The organism is Arcticibacter tournemirensis (assembly GCF_006716645.1).
Taxonomy (GTDB): domain Bacteria; phylum Bacteroidota; class Bacteroidia; order Sphingobacteriales; family Sphingobacteriaceae; genus Arcticibacter; species Arcticibacter tournemirensis.
This window is the reverse complement of sequence record NZ_VFPL01000001.1, coordinates 2,206,001-2,229,375: the sequence shown is the minus strand read 5'-3', so window position 1 is coordinate 2,229,375 and position 23,375 is coordinate 2,206,001. Positions and strand designations below refer to the sequence as shown.

12 protein-coding genes are annotated in these 23,375 nt (G+C 42.6%); 2 read left to right on the top strand and 10 right to left on the bottom strand.

Features of this window, described 5'->3' with window-relative positions:
* Positions 1 to 2: 2 nt before the first annotated feature.
* From BDE36_RS09310 to BDE36_RS09290, 5 genes are all read right to left on the bottom strand, one after another.
* Positions 3 to 2,108: a glycoside hydrolase domain-containing protein gene (locus tag BDE36_RS09310; RefSeq protein WP_141814651.1), complete on the bottom strand. Its 2,106-nt coding sequence runs from the start codon at positions 2,106 to 2,108 to the stop codon at positions 3 to 5.
* Entirely contained in the window at positions 2,092 to 4,386 is a 2,295-nt protein-coding gene (locus BDE36_RS09305) for a GH92 family glycosyl hydrolase (RefSeq protein WP_141814650.1), read from the bottom strand. The genes BDE36_RS09310 and BDE36_RS09305 overlap by 17 nt, the downstream gene beginning before the upstream one ends.
* A gap of 61 nt (positions 4,387 to 4,447) precedes the next feature.
* Positions 4,448 to 5,149, bottom strand: coding sequence for a basic secretory family protein (locus tag BDE36_RS09300; RefSeq protein ID WP_235904483.1), 702 nt, complete (start codon positions 5,147 to 5,149; stop codon positions 4,448 to 4,450).
* A gap of 163 nt (positions 5,150 to 5,312) precedes the next feature.
* Positions 5,313 to 7,799: a glutaminase family protein gene (locus BDE36_RS09295; protein ID WP_141814649.1), complete on the bottom strand. Its 2,487-nt coding sequence runs from the start codon at positions 7,797 to 7,799 to the stop codon at positions 5,313 to 5,315.
* 259 nt (positions 7,800 to 8,058) lie between these two features.
* Positions 8,059 to 10,269, bottom strand: coding sequence for a hypothetical protein (locus BDE36_RS09290; protein ID WP_141814648.1), 2,211 nt, complete (start codon positions 10,267 to 10,269; stop codon positions 8,059 to 8,061).
* 292 nt (positions 10,270 to 10,561) lie between these two features.
* Between BDE36_RS09290 and BDE36_RS09285 the strand changes: the two genes are divergently transcribed.
* Entirely contained in the window at positions 10,562 to 12,850 is a 2,289-nt protein-coding gene (locus BDE36_RS09285) for a GH92 family glycosyl hydrolase (RefSeq protein WP_141814647.1), read from the top strand.
* 348 nt (positions 12,851 to 13,198) lie between these two features.
* On the opposite strand, the gene BDE36_RS09280 is transcribed toward BDE36_RS09285, so the two are convergent.
* From BDE36_RS09280 to BDE36_RS09260, 5 genes are all read right to left on the bottom strand, one after another.
* Positions 13,199 to 14,611, bottom strand: a complete 1,413-nt coding sequence (locus BDE36_RS09280; protein WP_235904481.1) for an alpha-L-fucosidase — start codon at positions 14,609 to 14,611, stop codon at positions 13,199 to 13,201.
* Positions 14,612 to 14,786: 175 nt separating this feature from the next.
* Entirely contained in the window at positions 14,787 to 15,503 is a 717-nt protein-coding gene (locus tag BDE36_RS09275) for a basic secretory protein-like protein (protein WP_141814646.1), read from the bottom strand.
* Positions 15,504 to 15,559: 56 nt separating this feature from the next.
* On the bottom strand, positions 15,560 to 16,531 hold the full coding sequence (locus BDE36_RS09270; protein ID WP_141814645.1) for a BT_3987 domain-containing protein: 972 nt from the start codon (positions 16,529 to 16,531) through the stop codon (positions 15,560 to 15,562).
* Between the two features lie 44 nt (positions 16,532 to 16,575).
* Complete coding sequence (locus BDE36_RS09265) at positions 16,576 to 18,387, bottom strand: RagB/SusD family nutrient uptake outer membrane protein (RefSeq protein ID WP_141814644.1); 1,812 nt, start codon at positions 18,385 to 18,387, stop codon at positions 16,576 to 16,578.
* A 66-nt stretch (positions 18,388 to 18,453) separates the two neighbouring features.
* On the bottom strand, positions 18,454 to 21,588 hold the full coding sequence (locus BDE36_RS09260) for a SusC/RagA family TonB-linked outer membrane protein (protein ID WP_235904480.1): 3,135 nt from the start codon (positions 21,586 to 21,588) through the stop codon (positions 18,454 to 18,456).
* 346 nt (positions 21,589 to 21,934) lie between these two features.
* On the opposite strand from BDE36_RS09260, the gene BDE36_RS09255 reads away from it, so the two are divergent.
* Positions 21,935 to 23,374: a sensor histidine kinase gene (locus BDE36_RS09255; RefSeq protein WP_141814643.1), complete on the top strand. Its 1,440-nt coding sequence runs from the start codon at positions 21,935 to 21,937 to the stop codon at positions 23,372 to 23,374.
* Position 23,375 lies beyond the last annotated feature (1 nt).

Below are 23,375 nucleotides of genomic sequence, written 5' to 3'. Positions count from 1 at the left end.
ATTTATTTATCTACTTGTGAAATCCACTGTTCTTTTATTCCCCAATTCTTAACAGGAGTTCCTGAAGCCTCAAATACGATAGTGCCACCCGACATTATCTCCTCGTGAGTAATATAATTGCGGTTTAATTCCTTTCCATTTAAAATAACTTTGCCGATGTACCTGTTTCCGGGCGAATAGTTTTCTACCTTAATCGTAAAAGGTTTCCGGCCTGGCCATGAAAACTGAACCGATTGAAAAAGAGGCAGATTCAGGTAATAGACCGGCCAGCCTACACATGCAGGCGAGAATCCACAGGCGGCGAAAACATACCATGCCGACATAGCCCCTGCATCATCATCCATGGTCCGGATATAAGCAGCCGGCTCATTTTTATAAATAACGTCAACAAACGGATCAATTCCCCGGCTATTATCATTGAAATAGTATTGTACAACTGTATCTGCGGCGAGCTGGTGCATCAATGCCTGAGATTTCCACGGCTCAGGTGATGCATTATACATAAGAGGTACCTGCAAATCCGGCTCATTGGCATGATTGTAATAGTCATTCTCAAAAAAACGATCAAGCTGACTCGTATATTCCTTATCGCCACCGGTCAGTTCGATCAATCCTTTCACATCAAAAGGAACAAACCAGCGGTATTGCCAGATAGTACCCTGGTACAGTCCTCTTGCCTGCATTCTGTCTATATCAGGCCTGGACAGATCCTCGAAATCCTTGTTCCAGTATTCTTTATACTGCAGGGCTTTTTGTTTGTACTTCTCGCTAAGCTCCTTCTTTTTCAGTATTCCAAGTATTTCCGACAACGCCCATGCGTCATAACTCGACTCCAGAGCCTTGTCTGGACGTGAAAAATCAAGCCCGTCTACCTCTTTGATAAGGGAGTCGATAATCTTCGAAAATTCTACCTTATATCCCTTGCGATAAGCATCCAGTAGAACAACGATGGTGTGCTCTGTCCTTACAGTATTGGAAGGTTCGTTTTGAGTAGCATAATCTTTCTTCCCGAAGCGGTAAAGATCGGCGAGAGAAGCTGATATTCCCTTGTATCGTTCTGGCCACGCGATAGAAAGAAGAGGAAGTTGCGTGCGGTAATTATCCCAAACAGCCCAGCCATTATATCTGATATCGGAAGAGTGTTGCTCTGCTCCGTTTGTTCCCTTGTAAATTCCATCTTTTTCGGATATGACATAAGGTGATTGTACAGCTCTGTATAAAAGTGAATAAAAAAGCTTTTCACGTTCGGGCTCCCCTTTCACCTTAATGGCATTCAGCAACGAATTCCACTCGTTCTTACTTTTCTGCTTTAAAGCGTCAAAATCATCAGCGAATAAAGAAGCTTTCGCGTAGTCAATGCTTACTGAAGATAAAGCTATTCTAATTTCTGCACTCCTCATATCCGGCTGCAGTTTTCCAAGAAGCTTATGATTCCCCTGCTCCTGCAAGTTTATTCCCTTGTTAAACTCGGCAAAGTAATAAAGTCTGTATTTACCGGCACTACAAGTGGTTTTTGCATCGACCCATCCGCTTAAAGTGTTTCTTTCAATGCGATGCTCCTCATTCACGAAACCGTTAGATAGACTATGACGTAAGTCGATAGAAAAACCTTTCTCGCCTTCGGGGAACTGGTATCGATGCATCCCGGATTTATGGAAGACCGACAGTTCAGCTGTTATCCTATTGGTAAAAGATACACTGTAAAATCCGGGGGAAGCGGACTGAGCGCTTTTTATAAGTTCGCTATCAGGACTTTGTCCAATAAAAGGTTTGATCAAAATAAGACCTCCGCTTCCGGTGCAACCTACACCTTCAAAACGGTTATGTGTAAACCCTAAAAACTTTTTCGCATTGTATTCGTAGCCGGTGTGAGTATTGGGATATGTTTGAGGGCCGATACTCAGCATACTAAAAGGATAGGAAGCCGCTGGCGACATCTGTCCGTGATCACCTGAAGTACCTAAAAAAACATTTACAAGGGAAGCAGCGTCCTTTTGTAAACTATTCTTTACTGGCTGGGCGGCAAGATAGCCTGTCGGACAAATAAAAAACAGGCATAGCGCAAAAAGAAACGCTATGCCTGTTAAAGTACTATTTATTCTTATCATTGGAGAACGAATAAGGATAATCCGCTTTATTTATTCCCCTCTTTTCGTTCGGCGCGGCCGACATGTTATAATTCATAACGGCACCTTTCTGAAGTTCTGAATGGCTGAACCAGTTTTTGCTGTACGGTTTCCCATTTAGCATAAGGCTGTTCACATAACGGTTAGCATCGCTGTTATTAGGAGCGTTGATTACAATCTGCTTGCCGTTCTCAAGTTTAAGTGTCGCTTTCTTAAATAAAGGAGCGCCGAGTACATATTGGTCAACTCCCGGTGTAACAGGGTAAAACCCTAAAGCCGAAAAGATGTACCACGCAGATGTTTGACCATTGTCTTCATCTCCGCAATAACCATCAGGAGTAGCTTTGTACATGCGGTTCATCGTTTCACGAGCCCAGTATTGCGCTTTCCACGGCGCTCCGGCATAGTTATACAAATAGATCATGTGTTGTATCGGCTGATTGCCATGTGCATACTGACCCATGTTAGCAATCTGCATTTCCCTTATTTCGTGAATAACATGCCCGCCATAACCACTTTCGTCAAAGATCGGAGGAAGTGAAAATACGGAATCCAGTTTCATTACAAACTTGTCCTCGCCGCCCATTAAATCTGCCAGTCCCTGGACATCCTGGAATACCGACCAGGAATAGTGCCAGCTATTTCCTTCAGTAAACGCGTCACCCCATTTAAAAGGATTAAAAGGAGTCTGAAAACTTCCGTCTTTTTTCTTCGCCCGCATCAATCCCGTTGCAGGATCAAAAAGATTGCGATAGTTTTGGCTCCTCTTTGCATAAAGGTCAGTTTCCGACTTAGGCCTGCCCAAAGCCTTACCTAGCTGATAAATAGCAAAATCGTCATATGCATATTCAAGAGTCCGCGCAGCGTTCTCATTGATATTAACGTCATAAGGAACATAACCCAATTTGTTATAATACTCAACACCTTTACGGCCTACTGCAGTGATCGGACCTTCGTTGTTTGCTCCATGAATTAAGGCTTCGTACAGTGTATTAATGTCATATCCCCTCAAACCTTTGATATAAGCATCGGCCACTACCGACGCCGAATTATTGCCAATCATTATATCAGCATACCCAGGACTCGACCATTCAGGAAGCCAGCCTCCTTCTTTATAATCGTTAATGAGCCCTTCCTGCATTTCTTTATTGATAGAAGGATACATCAGGTTCAGAAATGGATATAAAGCCCGGAAAGTATCCCAGAAACCTGTACCCGCAAACATATATCCGGGAAGTGTTTTTCCGTTATACGGACTGTAATGAACGATCTTGTTGCTGGCATCGAGCTCGTACATCTTATGAGGGAAGAACAACGTACGATACAAGCATGAATAGAATGTACGTACCTGATCCACAGAGCCACCCTCTACTGTTATAGCACTCAATCTTTTATTCCAAAGAGCTTTAGCTTTTGCCATCGTAGCATCGAAGCTATCATTCGCCAGTTCTCTTTTCAGGTTTAATTCCGCCTGATCGATACTAATGAAGGAGGAAGCAACCTTCAGGTTCACTTTTTCACCTTTGATAGTCTTAAAGCCGATAATAGCGCCTGCATGCCCGGCCTCTAACTCAAGCTCATTCTTCAACGTTTTTGAATCCCAACTTTTGCTGATACTGAAAGCTTTGTCAATATAGATTACGAAGTAGTTCTTAAAGTTCGGCAACGGTCCGCGGCTATAACGGGTCGAGTATCCTACAATCTTCCTCTCTGAAGGTATGATCTTAATATAAGAACCTTTATCAAAAGCGTCTACCACAATGAAAGAGCTGTCGGCCTTTGGAAAGGTAAATCTGAACTGAGCAGCACGCTCAGTCGGCGTCAGCTCTGTGGTAACATCTGCATCGGCCAGATAAACACTGTAATAATATGGCTTAGAAACCTCTGCTTTATGTGAGAACCAGCTGGCTCGCTCGTCTTGCGTGAACTTCATCTTTCCTGTTACCGGCATGATTGAAAATTGACCGTAGTCGTTCATCCACGGTGAAGGCTGATGTGTTTGCTTGAAGCCTCTGATCTTTTCAGCATCATAGGTGTAGGCCCATCCATCACCCATATTTCCGGTTTGTGGAGTCCAGAAATTCATTCCCCACGGCACGGCGACTGCAGGATAAGTATTTCCATTTGAGAGGCTCGGCTTTGAAGCAGTTCCCATCAGCGGATTAACATATTCTACCGGATCGGTTACCTGATTAACAGTTTGCGCTGCCAGCCTGAATGAAGCACAGATCAGGAGCGTCGTTAGGAGTTTTTTGGTCATTTTTATCAAGTTTAACGAATACAAGTGTGTGTTGTATATATTTATAATTAGCAATTTTAAGCTAGGATTGACTCTCCGTATATTTACTCCACAGTTCGTCGAGTGTGCGGCCAGTATACTGTCTCCATAGTTCGTCAGAATATGTATGATCCCGTAAGTGCTTGTCCATATTCTTTACCATCCCTTTGTGGCCATCGGTTTCAAGCCAGTCTAAAAACTTTGCAGTGATACGATAACTGTTCTTATAACTCTGCCCGGCTTTATAATCAGGTAAAGACCAGTGGGCGCCTGCATTATCTACTCCGAATTTATAACGAACGTAGTCCGCAATACCTTCTGTAAGCCACCCCGGACCATTGGTATTGCCATAGTCCTGCACAATATGCATTACTTCATGCGTAACAACGTCTATGTCTTCCGGATGAAGCTTAAGCCAATTCGAACTGAATGTTACTTTACCGTCAGATGTCGCAGCTACCCCCTCATAACTGGTATCAACTATAAATACCACTTCCTTAAGTGCCTTTTTATTAAATTCTTTTACCAGTTTAGGGTAAACCTCGTAAAAAGTTTCAACCATCCTGCTCTTTAATGCAGGATCCAGGCTCTTATCTTGTGATATGAAAGTAAGAGAAAAACCTTTCTGTTTGAAAGTTTCTGACTGTTGCCCAAAAGCTATGCTGCCTGAAAAAGCATGGAGGAGCAACACCATTGTCGTTAGTCCTTTCTTTAAAGATTTTGGAGAGAAGAATTGAATTTTCATAGCAAGGGGTCCAAGCAGCAATATTTATTACACAAATATATTAAAAACGATTTAGCAACCCAATTTTTTAACAGTGTAAAGAAAAAGTGACTAATTATGTAATTTCTGCATAACAGATAAAAAAAGCCGCCATGCGGCAGCTTCCTTTTTGTCTGTTTTTATATTAATTCTTTTTGCCTGCGAGAGTCGCCTCAAGCATCTTAATGAAGTAACCTCCAACTACACTCCGCGCCTGGAATCCCACCATCTTTCCATTGGTTGTTTCATGCCAGTCGCTGATAGGCACTCTCGAAGGAGTCTGTGTAGCAAACTTGTACATCGGACTCATAATTGCCTCGAAATCCTTCTGATTGTCAGCAAGCACCGAAGTCCATATTACCCAGTCCGATTTTGTGTAGCTTTTACGGCTATCAAGAGGCAAACCAAATGCATTCTGCTTCGTAAGGTAATATTTCACTTCTTTAGCATACACCTCTTTAGGAAACAAATTTAATCCCAGCAGTTTATCCCATACAAGATTGTACTTCTGACTCCAGGTGCCCTTCTTTTCAAATACAAGGGTGTAATGGTCACCGTCATCTGCAAGTTGTTGCCATTTAGCAACCATCTGCTTCGCACTGTTCCTGAATTTCTCGGCAGTTTCCTTTTCCCCTAACTCTTCCGCCAGCATTGCATAACATCCTATGCCGACGATGGCTTTTACCGAGAGATTTGTATTCCTCGCCAGATGACCTGCAAAGTCGTCTGTACAAAGCTGGTTCGCTGGATCAAATCCTTCTTTTAACAGGTAGTCCGCCCAAACCGAAAGCGTCTGCCAGTGTTTCTTTGCATATTCGGCATTGCCTTCTGCTTTTGCAATGGCCGCTGTCAGGATGATCATGTTACCAGATTCTTCTACGGGCATATCTTCACCATAGGTTTGTCCGTTAGCAAGCGGATAAGTACCCAGGTCGTGCGCGGCAAAAGGCTTCTTCCACTTTCCGCTTTCGCTGTAATAGAAGATACCGTTTAACATCCCCTTCAGCAGATCCGGATTATATATAAGAAACAAAGGCGCTGAAGGATAAGTTACGTCCACTGTATTGATCGAACCATTGCTGTAGTTTTCTTTAGAAAGAAAAAGGATATCGCCCTGCGGACTTTTAACCAGTTTATGAGCAGCAATACTCTGACGATAGCCTATTTTACATAAAGCGGCATACTTTTCTCCCCCTGCTTTTACAGCGTCGCTGTACATTTTCTTATCAAAGGCATCACATTTACCCAGAACCGTCTTGTATTCCGCAGCTGCAAGCGCTAACTGCTTGTCGATAGTTTGATTGCCATCCTGGTTCCACCATGGACGAAGGTTTTGACCGAAATACTGTACCGAATAAATATCATCGTAACCCAGCATGATATACTGCTCTTTTGCCACATTCCCAACTTTTCCGAAAGGAAGAACAGTACTCAGTGTCAGATGTGCTCCGGATGTCACTGATGTTCCCGCAGCTTTGCCAGACCTAAATATGGAAACGGCCTCCTCCGGGCGACTTACATACTGCTGTACTGCCTGAGCTGACGGAGCAGCAACATACATATATCCCCAGTCTATCCGCAGGTCATCTCCCCTTTTCTGCAACACCGGCTGACTTTTAGTCCCTGCTTTCAAAATTGACAAATTATTGGTACTGTACTGTTGCACAGAAACCGCCTGGGCCTGAGTATTTACAGCAATATCGGTTGAAGCTCCCATGTATACCTTCACTGTGTGAGGTGCTCCGTCATTCGATTTAACCTTATATGTAATATAAGACACCGGCCGCGACAGTAGATTCAAGTCGTCCATTAACAAAGGTGAGGTAAAGGTCACAGTCAGATCGGCTTTCCCACAACCGAAGGTATAAGTTGTCTGAGTCGCTGTAATATTTACACTTTTTTGAGTCGCGGTTGCAATAGCACTCAGGTTTGCGGCAACTTTCTCTTTTACAATACCAACATCCAGCCATTGTCCGCCTGCTGTATTAGCGATATGAATAGCCAGTACATTTTCACCTTTCTTAATTGCCTTAGCCGCCGCGTTCGCTATGTCAATATACTCAAACTTGCTGTTCCAGCCTGTTTTCTCATAAATCTTTCTTCCGTTCAAATACACCTCCACGTTGTCGTCATGATAGATCTTCAGGTAGAGACTGCTCAAGTTTGCTTCGTTTAGCGAAAATTTCCTTCTCATCCAAAGATCTTTGCTTGTCCATCTGGTTTGCGCATCCTTATTATCCCCGAAGTCGCCTGCTCCCGTTTTCCAGTCGCTGTCATTGAACTGCAGGGTATTCCATCCCTTCCCGGGATTAATTTCGGTGTACCGGCTGCTATAGTTTTCTTCATCCGAAGCAGCCACAATACTCTGATAGTACTTCTCATCCTGTCCCAAAAAACGATATGCTTTCCCATCAACCTGAATGAGGCCTGTTAAAGAATGGTCTGTGCCTGTCCAGTGTTTAGTTGGCGATGCAGTTAACTGATCACTGAATGACCAGATGCTGAAATAGGGATCATGCGTTATCAATGGATACGCAGGGGCCTTTTGTCCCTGAGCTAAAGATACCGATACAGTGCAGCACAATAGCAATAAGCTATAAACCTGTAATAGCGTGTGTTTGAATTGGTTCATTAATATTATCTGTTAAGTGTTTACAAACATTCGGGACGACCGGAAGCTAAATCTTAGAATTCCAGCGTTTAAACCCTTTCATTAATCTTGGCTTGTTTATTAATTGCATATATTCCACAGAACACTTTGCATTGCAAATAAATCGTTTTTTACTTACTTAAATTCTTAAAATCCTATCACAATTTCTACAATTGCTCTCACTGCATCCAGCACATAATTTACAGGCAAGATTTTCGCTAAAACATTTTAGCAATTTACCTTACCACGTAAATCTCACGTTAATCCCCTCGGGACTATTTTCAAAACTCAAATAAGAAGTATGAGATAATGGATCCCACGACATTTTTACGTCGGCAACCTGCATGCCGCTGTGATCAGTCAATATGGTCGTTTTAGGTGCCGATGGCAGCAAAACACGCATACTATTGGTTGTTTTTGTGGGGCTTTTGCAGGTAAATGAATAGGCTTTATTCTCAGGAACCTCATTATCCACCCTCGACGCAGACGCCAGAACCTGCGCTTTATTTTTATTTTTGATTCGGCTTACGTTATAGAGAAAAGCCTGTTGCCCGGGCTTTATTATCTTTTCGGATAGAACCGGCAGGTCCGGATCAAATAAATCTATAACTATATCTTTTAAAATATAGGGCTTGTCGCTTACACTTTCATTCAAAACCGACACTAAATCATAGTTCCCTCTTTTCAAATAGAAGTTATTCTTAAAGGTCAGGGCCCCCGCCTTCGCTTTTTGTTCATACATCCTTTTAACAACGTCGATCAGCTTTTCGTCCCCCCCTGCTTTCAACACGTATTCTTTAGGATCTGAACGCAATATATAAACAGTGCCTTTTCCAAAAGAATACTCCCCTTCCTTTGGCGACGCACTCATATTCATTTTGGCGAACAGATGATCAGAAGGAGCTGCATATCTATGGTCCCCTGTATTCCACCACTCCTGCACGGTCTGGTATGGATCGCTATCCCGCCCGCTGTAAACCAGTATACCGCCATCTTTTACCCAGGCTGCGATAAAACTGTGTGCCTCTGCCGACAAAGGCTTCATATTTGAATAGGTCATCAGCAAAACCTTAGTTGCCTTAAGTGATTCTTTATATCCTACATTCTCTAAATGAACGGCCTTTACAGGAACACCCCGCTTTAAAAAGGGAAGCGCCTGTCCGTAAAAGTTCGACAACTGCGGATCGTCATAGCCTGCATGAACAGGAAACCTTTGAAACATAAGTGAATTGGCCATGAGTACACTAATTCCCTCTGCTCCTGTCACTTTATTATCTGAAACAGGCATGTCATTCAACGTATTAATCATCACCTGCATCTGCGTAGAATAATGTCTCGGTATTCTCTCTCTGACGTCACTATTTTTGCTTGTACGATATAATCCTTCATATATGCGATCAGGCCAGGGCATAACCTCATAATTGGCAATTTTGGGATACAGAAGCTGAGCCGTAAAGGTTGCTTCATAATTCTTCTTATAATCCACCCAGTCCCGCGCTCTGTCCTCGATAGGGTCTGTAAGAAAAAACATTTTACGTCCTGTCGGTGCTGTCATCGATTCCATGGAGCCATACTCCAAAAAGGCGGTCTCAAATACCCTCTCTTTTGCTGATCCGTTGAAATAGTTAGGTTCACGCGAAGTGCCGGTCCAAACCTGCGCAATATATCCGTCCACACAATCCAGTGAAGCCAGACTTGCTTCAGGACTAACTATCATCCACTGAGAATAATTAACAAGCGAATGAGTAGGAACATAACAGCGGACATTCATACCCTTGCTTTTCCCATACTCTTTTGCGTACGTAAACACTTCTTTCAGAGCATTATAATATAATTGATATTTCAGTTTATTAGCCAGGTAAGTATTTTCAGGCGATTCATGTTGCGGGCGCCATTCGAAGCCGTAGTAATTCTTCCACTCCTTTTTAAAAGCCTCGCTGTATCCCGCCCTTGCCCAGAATTCCGGTTCCTCCATGTAGATTGCGTCGACGCCTGCATCAATCACTCTTTTCACATGTTTCTCTTTCATGTATTTAAGGAAATTGCCTGTAGGCACAATATAAGGAACCATCCGGCCATGCCAGATCGTATCGCCGTTTACCTGTACCTGCCCTTCATCAAGATGCCATTTACCATCCCATTTCCCTGTGAAATAATCCTGATACTCACCCCAGGCAATCCCAGTCATAAAATGGGCAGTATACCCTTTATCACACCATGATTGCACGCGTTCCTCAAAAGTCTTGCCTTTTACCTTATCCGATGGATTGCCTCCAACGCCGTATACGATGGCTACATCAGCCCGTATATCCGTTACCGGCTTCCATTGTTGTGAGGTTTGAAATGCCGTTTTTTCCCGCTTCTTGCCTTTACCTCCATCGTCAGGATTCTTCATAAATACAAACAGTGCGGCAATAGGCAAAATAAAATAGAGTGCTGTTTTCCTGTACATAATTGGTTTCTAAAAGGATCTTGTCTCTTTATACGTCTAACAAGATCAGGTCAACAATCAAAAATAATTAAAACGTTTTAGCAAAACAATATTCCTGCCATCTGTGGATACATTTATCATACCCGTCTCCATCAGGCTCTGCCAGCACAACCCCTTCTGCTATTCGCATAACACGTTATTACAGGTCCTAATAACGTTAACAATACGTTAACAAATATATTTAAAAACGATTTAGCTAATAAAGTTAAATATATGTAACGTTGTATTGTCATTCAACTAACTCTAAAATCAAATGTTAAAAAAAACCATTCCGATAATGTTTGTTTTGGCGCTAATTTGTATTGCGCTAAAAGCTCAAAAACTTACATCCTTTGTTAATCCCTTTATAGGCACGGGAGCAGTAGACTCCTCTAGCTTATCGGGCAGTAACTTTCCGGGTGCAACAGTACCATTCGGTTTTGTACAACTCAGCCCCGACACACAGGATAACCCGGACAACCCTGCGTCCGGATACGATCACAATGACAAGACTATCGTAGGTTTTAGTCATACCCACCTCAGCGGTACCGGGGTAGCCGATCTGTTCGACGTTCTTTTTATGCCGGCTACTGGCGAAGTTAAAACAGTTCCGGGGGAAGCTGGCAAACCAGGCAGCGGCTACAGGTCCAGGTTCTCACATAGCGAAGAATCCGCCAGGCCCGGATATTACCAGGTGAAGCTGGCGGACTACAATGTGAATGCCGAGCTGACCGCAACCGAGCATACAGGTTTTCACCGCTATACTTTCCCTTCCGGGGCAAAGTCTCAGGTCATTATCGATATGAACCATTCGCTCAATAAAAAGAGGTCTTACTGGTCATGTAAGATTATAGGGGCCGAATTGAGAGTGATCGATAACAAGACTATTGAAGGCTACAGGATCCTGACCGGCTGGGCGAAAATGAGGAAGATATATTTCCGTGCCGAGTTTTCAAGACCATTCAGCAGCCACAAAATGATCAACGGACAGAAGGTTTATGAAAACGAAGTATTTGTAAACGGCACGAACATTAAGTCGGTACTCAATTTCGGAGAAAACAACAAAGAACCCCTCCTTGTAAAAGTCGGGCTTTCTCCTGTCAGCCTTGAAAACGCAAAAATGAACATGGACCAGGAAATCTCAGGCTGGGACTTCGAGAAAGTAGTCAGTCAGGCCGACAGCAAATGGGAACAGGAGCTGCAAAAGATCCATATCGACGGTACTAAAGAACAGAAGCAAATCTTCTATACCGGACTCTATCACGCCTTCACCCAGCCAAATAATATGGCCGATGTGAACGGTGAATACCAGGCAACCGACTTCACTATCCGGAAAGCAGATGACAAAAAACATTATTCTACGTTCTCGCTTTGGGATACTTATAGGGCAGCACATCCTTTATATACGTTAATTCAACCGGAACGTACCGCTGATTTTATCAACAGCATGTTCCGCCAGTACGACACCTACGGATATCTTCCCATCTGGCAGCTTTGGGGTGACGAAAACTATTGCATGATCGGCAACCATGCCATTCCTGTAATCGTAGACGCAGCCCTGAAAGGACTCAAAGGTTTCGATATCGGCAAAGCATATGAAGCAGTCAAAGGATCCTCCGTAAGGACCCATCCAGGTTCACCTTTCGATCTCTGGAACAAATACCACTTCATGCCCGAAAACCAGCAGTCACAATCGGTCTCCATTACACTGGAAATGGCCTATGACGACTGGTGCGTGGCCCAGCTGGCAAAAAAGCTAAACAAGACGGAAGACTATACCTACTTCATGGCAAGATCCATGTATTATAAGAACCTGTACGACTCACAAACCGGCTTCTTCCGTGCTAAGAACGACGACGGCAAGTGGGTTTCCCCCTTCAATCCCCTGCAGTACGGCGGAAACGGCGGCAATCCCTACACCGAAGGAAATGCATGGCAGTATTTCTGGTATGTGCCCCAGGATGTAAAAGGCCTGATCAGCCTCGTAGGCGGCGACAAAGCATTTATTGCCAAACTCGATCAGTTTTTTACACTTAAGGATCTCCCCGGCGAAGTGAACGGCAATGCCTCCGGCTTTATCGGCCAGTATGCCCATGGAAATGAGCCCAGCCATCACGCCGCCTACCTGTACAATTACGCAGGCCAGCCATGGAAAACACAAGCCTACGTTGCCCAGGTACTCAACGAACTCTACAACAACTCTTTTTCCGGCTATTCCGGCAACGAAGACTGCGGCCAAATGAGCTCCTGGTATATCTTCAGCGCAATGGGCTTCTACCCCGTCAACCCGGCCAACAGCATCTATGCCATTGGCTCCCCGGTATTGCCCAAAGCAGTCATCCACCTTCCCGGAAAAGACTTTACCGTAACCACTAAAAACCCTTCAAAGAAGAACGTGTACATACAATCGGTAAAACTCAACGGCAAGAGCTATAACAAAACCTACATTACCCACCAGGATATTGTAAAAGGCGGAACCCTGGAATTCACCATGGGCCCGCAACCGAATAAAAAATGGGGAGTAAGTGCAGATGCCAGACCACTGAACAGTGCATTTAATTAATCTTCAGGAGCGTAAACAAAAGGGGCATCTCAGTTTATTTTGAGATGCCCCTTTTGTTTATACATAATTGAACTTCTGTCTGTCTCGCTCACTAAACACTTCCCCTTTTTAAAAAACATCATCTCTAAGGTATAACTAAAAATTCCTGTACCCCTAAAAGCGTATACTGATATGGTTTAGAGCTTAAATCATGCACAATCCGAGCCATTTACAACAACTCGTCCATAATCGCCAAGCGAAATTTGCATTGAAAGCAGACGAGTCCGAAATAACAAAAGAAGGCGTCCTGATTAACCAGGACGCCTTCTTCAACACCAACAGATGCAGGATACTCTCCTTCTCACATCTCTACCGCCTTTCGTTATATACTCCGAATTCCGCAATCTCCGGAGCCTTACGAAAATCTTTCATATTGAATCTGATCTTACTTCCCCACACCCGGTCAAAGCGGTTCACCTTAATACGCTCCCTTTGACTTCCGTTCAGCAGAGGGTACCACTTCCCTCCCGAAAAATATTCAATGGAATACGCCGAAACATTAGGAGAATTCTCAGTGATCACAACCGTATTAAACGCCTTCTCACTCCCGAGGTCAAATTCCAACCATGGCTGCTTAACCGATGGATGTGATAACCAATTCGTACCATAATCGTCATCCACAGCAAAATCCATCAGCCACATATCATTGCTCCAGCTTCCGTTCACGGCACATTTTTTTGCCAGGTTAGACGATATAATGGGCGCTGTCGCCACCGGTACCTTCGGCAGATGCGCTGGTCTTTTATACAATTCTCCCATCCTCTTAAGAGCAGCAAGGGCATTTTCATCGATCAAACCATCCCTGTTGGGCGCCACATTCAGCATGAAGTTACAGTAGGCACTGTTAAAGGGAACAAGATTATCATTGACCAGCTTATCCGCATCCTTTACAGGAGTCTGGGGGAAAGAACTTTTCCAGAACCAGTTGGCCTGAAGCGGAAGGCACGACATCGCCGGCAGTTTATTGTTCTCTTTGGAGATATGCTGTCCTGCGTTCTGTTCGTACGATTTGATGTCCGAATAAAACAGGAAATCTCCGGGATACTTAGCCGAATTAAGATCCGTCACCAGGCACTCAGGCTGCAACGTTTTGATCAGCCTGTAGATCTCCTCAAACGGGACCGTATCATAAGAGATCCTCGACCAGGGAGCATCCCACCCGTCGATGATCAGTGCCTCAATCTTCCCGTAATTTGTCAGCAGCTCTGTCAGCTGGTCCTTCACAAACTGAATATGCGCAGGCGTAATATGTCCCTGCCTCAGCTTATGATGCGTATCCAGGATCGAATAATATAGCATCACACCCAGCCCGGCTTTCCTGAAAGAATTTACATATTCTCTTACCACATCCTTCTTTAGCGGACTGTTCATCACGTTATACGGAGTCGTTTTGGTGTCCCAAATGGCAAAACCACTGTGATGTTTAGTCGTCAGACAGCCGTAGCTCATATTTGCCGATTTAGCCGCTGCCGCCCATTGGTCGGTGTTAAGCTTTTTAGGATTAAAGATGGCAGGTGAAGCGTCCGGATCTGCCCAGTCATCTTCCATATAGGTCGGAATATTATAATGGATGAACATGCCGAATGCAAGGTCAACAAATTCTTGTTGCCGTTCCGACAATTGTTTTCTGCTGTTCGGAACTGCCTGTGCGAAAGCTCTTCCACCCATTTGAATCAGCAAGAAAACAACTATTATTAGAGTTAACGACTTATTAGCTTTCAAAAGATTGAGTATATGTTGGTAAATTACTCCTTTGGATATTTGTTACTTTAATCCGCCGTGATATTTATTGAAGATACTAAATTAAGTACCTACACAAGAAATCTTGCGATTTCTCTAAAGCATCGACATAAAGATAGAACAGCTTTACCGTCGGATGATCTGAAGATAAGCTTTTCTATTTCGGCAACGCAGGTGATTCGGAATAGTCCTTCCAGAGTTCATCAATCGTTTTACCGGTTTCCTTCAACCAGAACCCATTTGTGTAAGTCCCTTTTCTCATAACATCGTCGAGTTTCTTTACAAGCCCTTTATTTCCCTTTTTCTCAACCCAGTAAAAAAAGCGGGCAGTGACACGGTAGGCATCAGTATAGGATTGCTTGCTGGTATACTCGGGTAACTTCCAGTTGGCAGCGGCATTACTTACTCCCATTGTAAAGCGGACATAATCAGCGATACCCTCAGTGATCCAACCTGGTCCTGCATCACCGGGATAACTCTGAACAAGATGCATTACTTCATGAGTAACCACATCTATATCATTCGGATTCTTCCTGAACCATTCAGGATTAAAGCGAATGATACCGCCTCCGGCAGCTGCAACTCCATCATATTCCGGATCAAAAAAGAATATAACTTTCCGTGTTGTCTTCTTATTATATTTTTTTGCTTCCTTCGGATAAACAGTAAAAAAAGTCGTAATCAGTCGACTCTTTACCTCAGGATTCAGATCGGGAGATTTATCAATAAAGATTAGTGAATATTTACCTTCCTTTATCGTATCAACTGATGTGGCATTAGTCAAATCAATATCATTCCAGTTTTTCTGAGCCTTACTGCTCAACGCTGTACACAGTGTAAGAGGTAAGGCAATTAGTAATAACCTTTTAAGCATAAATAAATCTTAAGTTGTAAAAAAGACCGCAGACATCATCCCGCGGTCTTTATAATTTAGTAGTATTCAATTACCCGCCATTCACTCATTTGGAAGATGCTGGATCCATTGTTAGCTTCAAGTACAACCCGGTAGTAACTGTAAGGGACCTCATTATCAATTTCAAATCGACGGGTTTCTGTGAAGCTGTTAAATACCTGATCTACACGACGATCCAACATCACCCAATTCGAACCATCACTAGATGCTTCCAATCTCCAGGTTTTTGGATCACGAGTATGCGCATCATTACCAGAAATAAAGGTGTAAGCACCTACCGGCTTTGCTGTTGGAAATTTAAGCTGAAACCACATTCCGGAAACATACGTTTGTGTCAGATATTTAGTCGACGCGTCGCCGTCTACCAGCTTCGGAGATCCTTCACCAGCACCGGCACCGCCATTATTTTCGTTACTTACAGACAGTGCTGCCTGTGCAGTAATATCGCGCTCACGACGCACCAGCGAATCGATGCGAAAATAGGCTATTGAAAGATTAGGGTCTGGAGTTCCCCCGCCGGCACTGATCATTCTAACCGGGATCATATACGCACGTCCCAATTCCAGTTGCTTCGCATCTACTTTTATCTTCAATGGATCGGAATCGATTTTACCACTCCTGATTACGCTATTTAAATCTGGAATAGTATACGATGCATGAGGAAACGCTATAAAATTCGTCCCGTTTCTCTGATTGTAATCAGCTATCAAACTCTCATCTACTTGAAATGATACGGTAATGTCGGATGCTGCAGCCCTCAAACCTCCATATGATGCACCGAAATTGATATCCTGAATCGAATCAATATCATAAAGAGTTAAAGCAGCCCTATTTTGATATGCCTGCGACATATAGATTGTACCTTCATTATCTACTGAATACTCGTCGTCCTTTAAACATCCGCTACCCAAGACAGTTAATACAACGGTTAGCAGTAGCAAGCGGCAGGTCATCCATTTTATATTATACATTTTTGCTATAATTGTCATTTTACAATAGTTACCTTTTTTGGATATTTTATTTCCAATAGTTATTACCACCCAGGATTTTGAACCATCAATTCATTTTTAAGTATCTCATCGTTTGGTATGGGCCACAAGTAGTCTCTTTGCCTGAATGTCCTGGTTTCAATTAACGTTTTCCCATAAAAGGCGTTCCCATCGCCAAACATGTTCATTCCATAGACTTCCCCGGCAAATTCAGTCGAAGCAATTTTCCAACGGCGGGCATCGAAATATCGCACATTTTCAAAAGCTAACTCAACCTGACGTTCTTTACGGATTGCTTCACGCATCAGCGACTGAGTAGCCGGTACGGAAATCTGGCCCTGACCAGAACCATAGGTAGGAATCCCGGCGCGTTCACGGATCAGGTTAAGATACTTAAGAATATTTGAATTACCGGGATCATATTCATTTAGCGCTTCCGCATAATCAAGATAAATCTGGGCAAGGCGTAGCTGTACATTACCCCTGTCATTACTATTTCCAACTACATTTTTTCGCACTATGTAGCCCGTCGGAGATACATCCGATGTACTCTGCTTCCTGCCGGAATTTCCTGACAGTTCCATTACCGATACAACTTCGCTTGTGTTGGAACCCTGAAATAACCAGTAACTCCTGTTATATGTAATTCCAACATAGAAACGTGGTTCCCTATTAATCCATTGATTATAAGTGGACCTTGCTTTTACATCAAAAGGCGCTTTAAAATCCGAAGATCCTGTTGACTGATAGCCTGAACTCTGGTTTCCGATAGAAAGGCCGTTAGCCATAAAATAAGCGTCAACCATCTTTTGAGTTGCCCCGAGCGCACCGGCGCCTTGCACTGCGGTCGTATAGCCTACATGTTTTGGTGTTTTATCGTATTCTGACCGATTCATAGATTTCGGACGAGCAAAGATCCATTCCTTATTCCATTCAGCCGACATAACATTTCTTGTAGACAAATATGCCTTTATAAAAGGATCTGAGGTAGTACTGGGATCTACGTAAAGATCATAGGTGACAGGAACAAAAAGATCCAAAAACTCCTTTGCGGCATCTGCCGCGGCTTTCCACTTGTTAGCATCATAGCTTTGGTTAATCAATTGCTTGCCGTCTTTATTGACTAAGCCAGCCATATCTGCATTGCCGTTGAACAACGGGCTCGCGTTTAACATTAACGCTTCAACTTTAAATGCCTTGACTATCCCCTTCGTAATGCGACCATATTCATCATCTACCGGTATGATTGGCAAGTCATTATATGCTTGATCTAATTCACCTACAATAAAACTAATACATTCATCAAATGAACTTCTTGGCAGGAGAACTTCACTAAGGGGAGCGTCGACAGGCAAAACTTTATTCACCATCGGCACCGGTCCATAAATACGTACCAGCCAATAATAGTACATTGCACGAAGAGCTCTCGCCTCGGCTTTGTACCTTGATTTCATAGCTGTATTTACTTCCGCCTCGTTCGCTCCGTCTATTTTATCAATAAAATCGGTAGCATTACGGATCGATTTGTAGAAATTATTCCATAGATTCGATACGGTTCCATCAGTAGTTGCCCACGTACTCCGGTTGAGATTATTAGCATAATTAAAGTCCCAGTTATACTTTGCCTCGTCTGAGCCGGCTGTCCAGGGACCTGAAAATTGTTCGCCCAGACGCTGAGAAAGTTCATTTGGTATATTGGCGTAAATCTGCGTAAGGTAATCATCCACGTAATCCTTTGACTTGAATATATCCTCCACAGTCAGCACGTTGTCCGGAATTTGATCGAGGAAGTCGGAGCATCCGCTGGATACAAAAAGTCCACCAGCAAGTATTATAGATAATATTTTCGTTTTCATTTTTTTATCGTTGTTTCGTTTAGCTGATCTTTTAGATTATTAATCTAGCTTCCTTTCTAATCCTTGCTAAAAGTTCGCCTGTAAACCAATTGAGTACGTTCGGATGTTAGGATACGAGGAACCGTTCGAACTGTTCAGCTCAGGATCCCAAAGCTTAAACTTACTCCAATATAGAAGGTTTACACCCTGAAAATAAATGCGAGCATTCTTAATTCCCATGGTGCTCATCTTTCCAGTAGGTAGGTAATATCCTAAATCTACAGTTTTTAAGCGTATAAAGTCGATATCTTTTATCCACCACGTTGATGCTACGGCGTTATTCTTATTCACGGAATTTCCATAACCCAGGCGTGGATAAAAAACATCCTGAGAAGGGTTCTCTTCTGTCCATCTTGATTCAGCTGCGGCATATAGATTACTTCTTTCAGGTCCAGTACTATTATTGAAGGGAATAATTCCATCTCCAGACAAAAGCCTCTCCGCGCCATTAACACCCTGAAAAAAGGCGCCTACATAAAACTTCTTATAGCTAACATTGAAACCAAAACCATAAACCAGATTAGGCACATCTCCATTACCGATCTTCGTCTGGTCATAGGTGTTTATCACCCCATCCCCGTTTAAGTCTTTGTACCTGATATCTCCCGGACGCTGTGAACCAAGAGCTGATTGGTCTGCATGATTGTCGATTTCTCCTTGACTCTGAAACAACCCATCAGCCACATAGCCAAAGGTGGCTAATGAATTACGCCCCCTTCTTTCAAGATAAGGATAAAGTTGTTTAGGCGCATCATTATCGATCAGCTTATTTCTACTGTATGTAAATGTGCCATTGAAAGACCATGTTGTCTGACCAATTTTATACCCATCCAAGGCTACACTTCCGTCTAGGCCCTGATTGTCTATGACGCCCAGGTTTCCGTATGGCTGATTCTGAAGCCCTAAATAATTGGGTAAACTTGCACGTTGAAGAAAAACACCTGTACGATGTTCCTTAAACCAATCCAGTGTAATATTCAATTTGCTCTTCAGCGTCGTTATATCTAGACCAATATCCTGCTTATGCGACTCTGCCCAGGTAACGTCGTAGCCATAATCTGATATAGCTACTCCCCCATAACTGATGTTACCGGTTAAAGGATTATAGAATGAATAGCCATTTGCCCCTGTTGTAACAATAGTCATAAAACCAAAACGGCGACCACCTCCACCTGAACCTGTTATACCATTAGAATATCTGAACTTAACAGTTTGAAAGGCATCCCGAAGAGGTTCGAAAAAGCTTTCGTTCGACAGTATCCATCCCACACCGAAAGATGGAAAGAATCCATACCGACGACTGGGCACGAAATTCTCAGATCCATCATAAGCAAAATTAAACTCGGCAGCATAACGGTCGTTAAAAAGATAATTAGCACGGCCGACGAGACGCTGCGTACGAAATGGCAAAGAGCCCGTAAGATCACCGGCAAAAGCAGCGGTTTGGTCAGTCTGAGTATATAATAAAAGGCCAGTCACATTATGTTTTCCGAATTGTCTGTTGTAATTGAAACCTCCTTCGAAATAGAGCTGCCGATCCCCGCCATTCGTTCTCTGATAGCCTAGATTATCCGACCCATTTGACAAAACAACCATATTAAGAGATCCGTCATCATCATAAGGATCTGCGCGATCAATAGCATATGTAGTTCGCGTTCGCCTTCTTGCAATAGTATGAGAGTTATAAGTATCAAAGGAAAACATGGCATGTGCCGCGAGCCCAGGTGTTACAAAACCAAGTTCCTGAGATATCTTTGCATTGGAATACAATTGGCTTCCAAATCTATTAATATATCCAGTTTGTGTAGCTAAAGCATATGGATTGGGTTGCGCGTCAGAGGACTGATTCACCGCAGGAACCAGATTACCGGGATACATAAGAGGATATAGTACAGGATTTGTTTGCATCACTCTGCTGAAGATTGACTGTACGCCGGCAACAGGGTCATTTCCCGAAGTAGCGTTGATGTCTGTTTGAGCAGCCGGATAATTCGTATTTGTGATATAACCCTGTACCCCCAATGTAAATCTGGTCGTTTTTGTCCAGTTCATATCAATATTGGAGGTAAAATTGTATCTCTTAAAACGGGAATTTGCTTTATAGCTTTGCAATTCGTCCATATCGAGCAAACTACTTTCGTCATAATATGCCACAGATGTATAGAACTGAGTATTCTCATTACCTCCGCGCGCACTAAAATTAGCGCGTCGGTTATAAGAGGCATCCTTGAATATAACGTCCATCCAATTTACATTGGGATATAAATTTGGATCAGTGCCATTAAGGGTGTTCTCGATATATTCATTACTATATTCAGGGCTTAACCCGGAACTTACCATTGCTTCATTGCGCAAACGCATGTACTGTTCTGCATTTGTGAGCTCAGGGACTTTTGTAAAATTAACCAAGCCCTGATTATAATTGAACATAAGGCTTGGTTTACCACTAACACCTTTTTTTGTAGTAATTAGGATAACACCGTTTGCTCCTTGTGCACCGTAAACAGCAGTGGCTGAAGCATCCTTTAAGATCGTTAATGAAGCTATATCTTCCGGGTCAAAAGCGTTCAAACTACGGCCCTGTACTCCATCTACAACGATCAACGGGCCAGCGCTATTTGAACCAAATGTCGAGATCCCACGAATCCAAACATCAGCAGTATTACTTCCGGGCAAGCCCGTTCTTTGAACACCTACAACACCAGCTATTCTTCCGGCAAGCGCTGCGCTTAGATTAGCTACCGGCTGTTTCAATTCTTCTATTTTAACTGTCGACTGGGAACCAACCATATTGATTTTCTTCTGCTGACCATACCCAACAACAACAACCTCTTTTAAGTTATTGTCTTCGCCAACCAGTGTAATATTAAATTCGATAGATCGATCGAATACAAAAGTATAATTGCGGAAACCGATAAAACGGGCGACTAGTGAATCGCCTCTGCTGGCAGTTATAGAAAACCTCCCTTTTTCATCTGTACTTATGCTCTTGCGCGTACTTAAATTAGTTATTGTTACCCCCGGCAATGTTGAGTTTAGCTCATCCTTAACAATACCCGTTACTGTAATTATCTGCTTGTCCTGCGACCACACCAATTGTCCGCTGAACAACTGAACGATCAGACATAACGCTAAATAGTTTAAAAGTCTAATTTTTATCATAGTTGATTTTGTGAATTAATTGAATCATGTTTTGGGGTTGAATCGTAATAATCTTGCACTTTATCATCTCATTTTTTACCTCCTTTTTAAAAATCCTTGATGATATTTAATTTATTGCTAAATCGTTTCAGGTAAAACTAGTCGGTTTGGGAAAAGAAAGTTGTTAATGGATTTATAATGGCGTGTTAACAAATAATTAACACTTAATAATGCGAAACTTTCCTCTACGCAGCATTTTTCTAAGTAACTTTCTCCATATACCGCCAAATAAGATTATTTTTACAGGAGTAAAGAGCATTTACATCTAAAAGGCTTAATAAATGAATCTCAATCAGCATTAGCGCGGATGGATGAAATAAAGAGAATCAATATATCCCCTAAAACCCACGTCGTGTTTCTCATTGTGAGTGTACTCGTGCTTCTGATAGTACAATATCAATTAATATCTAACACTTATAGCCTCAAAAACAAGCAATATCGTCTGGAAGAGCAGCAAGTGATCAATGATTTATATTCGGCTAGCATAAGGAATGACAAGGTCTATCCCGGTGGACAAAGGATCGTGGATAGTTTCATAAATCGGCGTATGCTCGATCTTTCAACTATTTATAAAAGGGACAAGGTCGCCTTCCAACGTGAAACACGGTTACTATTAGACTCCGTTATAACAGAAATGAGAGACCGTTCTAATATGGATAGGCTGTTTCAAACTTTTGTTCAAAAGGGACATCTACCCTCTAATCTGAAGTATCTTTTAACCATAAATGATATCACGATCAAAGATGAACGTAATCAATACATTCCATTGTTTAGTGAACAAACTTTACGAGGTCATACGAGCCCTTTGTTTTACCCGAGGAAGGTTGTTGTTATAGACGGAACATTAAAACATCCCGGTAGTCATAATCTGACGTCAAGCTACACCGTCAGTTCGCCAAGTGAGAATAGTTACCAACTTTCCTTTTCCTTATATGTTGACCGCACCGATCGTGACCTTATTCTATTCAAAATGATGTTACCCACACTTACTTTATCCCTAATCAGCATATTGGGAGTAGTACTGATAAATTATATTACGTTTCGTAATTGGGTGAAGCAAAAAAAGCTCGCCGAAATGAAGTCTGATTTCCTCAACAGTATTACCCATGAATTTAACACTCCGTTATCAACAATATTAGTGGCAAACAGGAGTCTCCAAAACGAGAAGCTTTCGTCCAAAACGGAAAACATACATAGTTTAACCGAAGTTATTAATCGTCAGACACTAAGATTACAAAGTCTTTTTCAGCAAGTCATTGACATTACAAAAACAAGCAAAGCTACCCTGAAAAAAAACGAGTATAATCTGAACGAAGTGTTAGATGAAGTACTGCTTGATTACCGTCTTAAGATTGCAGAAGAACCTGTAACTATTTCTTTCAATAAAGGCACAAATATTAACCCGGTACAGCTCAATAAATTCTGGTTTACTACGATGTTATTTAATATATTCAACAATGCTATAAAGTACAACGACAAAAATCAAAAAGAAATTATTGTCACAACCACAACGGGCAAAAATGGCATAGAAATACACGTAAAGGACAATGGGATCGGTATCCCCGCCAGGAATGTAAAACATATCTTTGAAAAGTTCTTTAGAGGGAATAAAAATGAGCTGAGCTCAATCGCCGGCCTGGGTCTAGGGTTATTCTATGTCAAGCAATGTGTAGATACACACGGCTGGCAGATCGGTGTAATAAGTAAAGAAGATATAGGGAGTGAGTTTATTATTCAAATTGGATAAA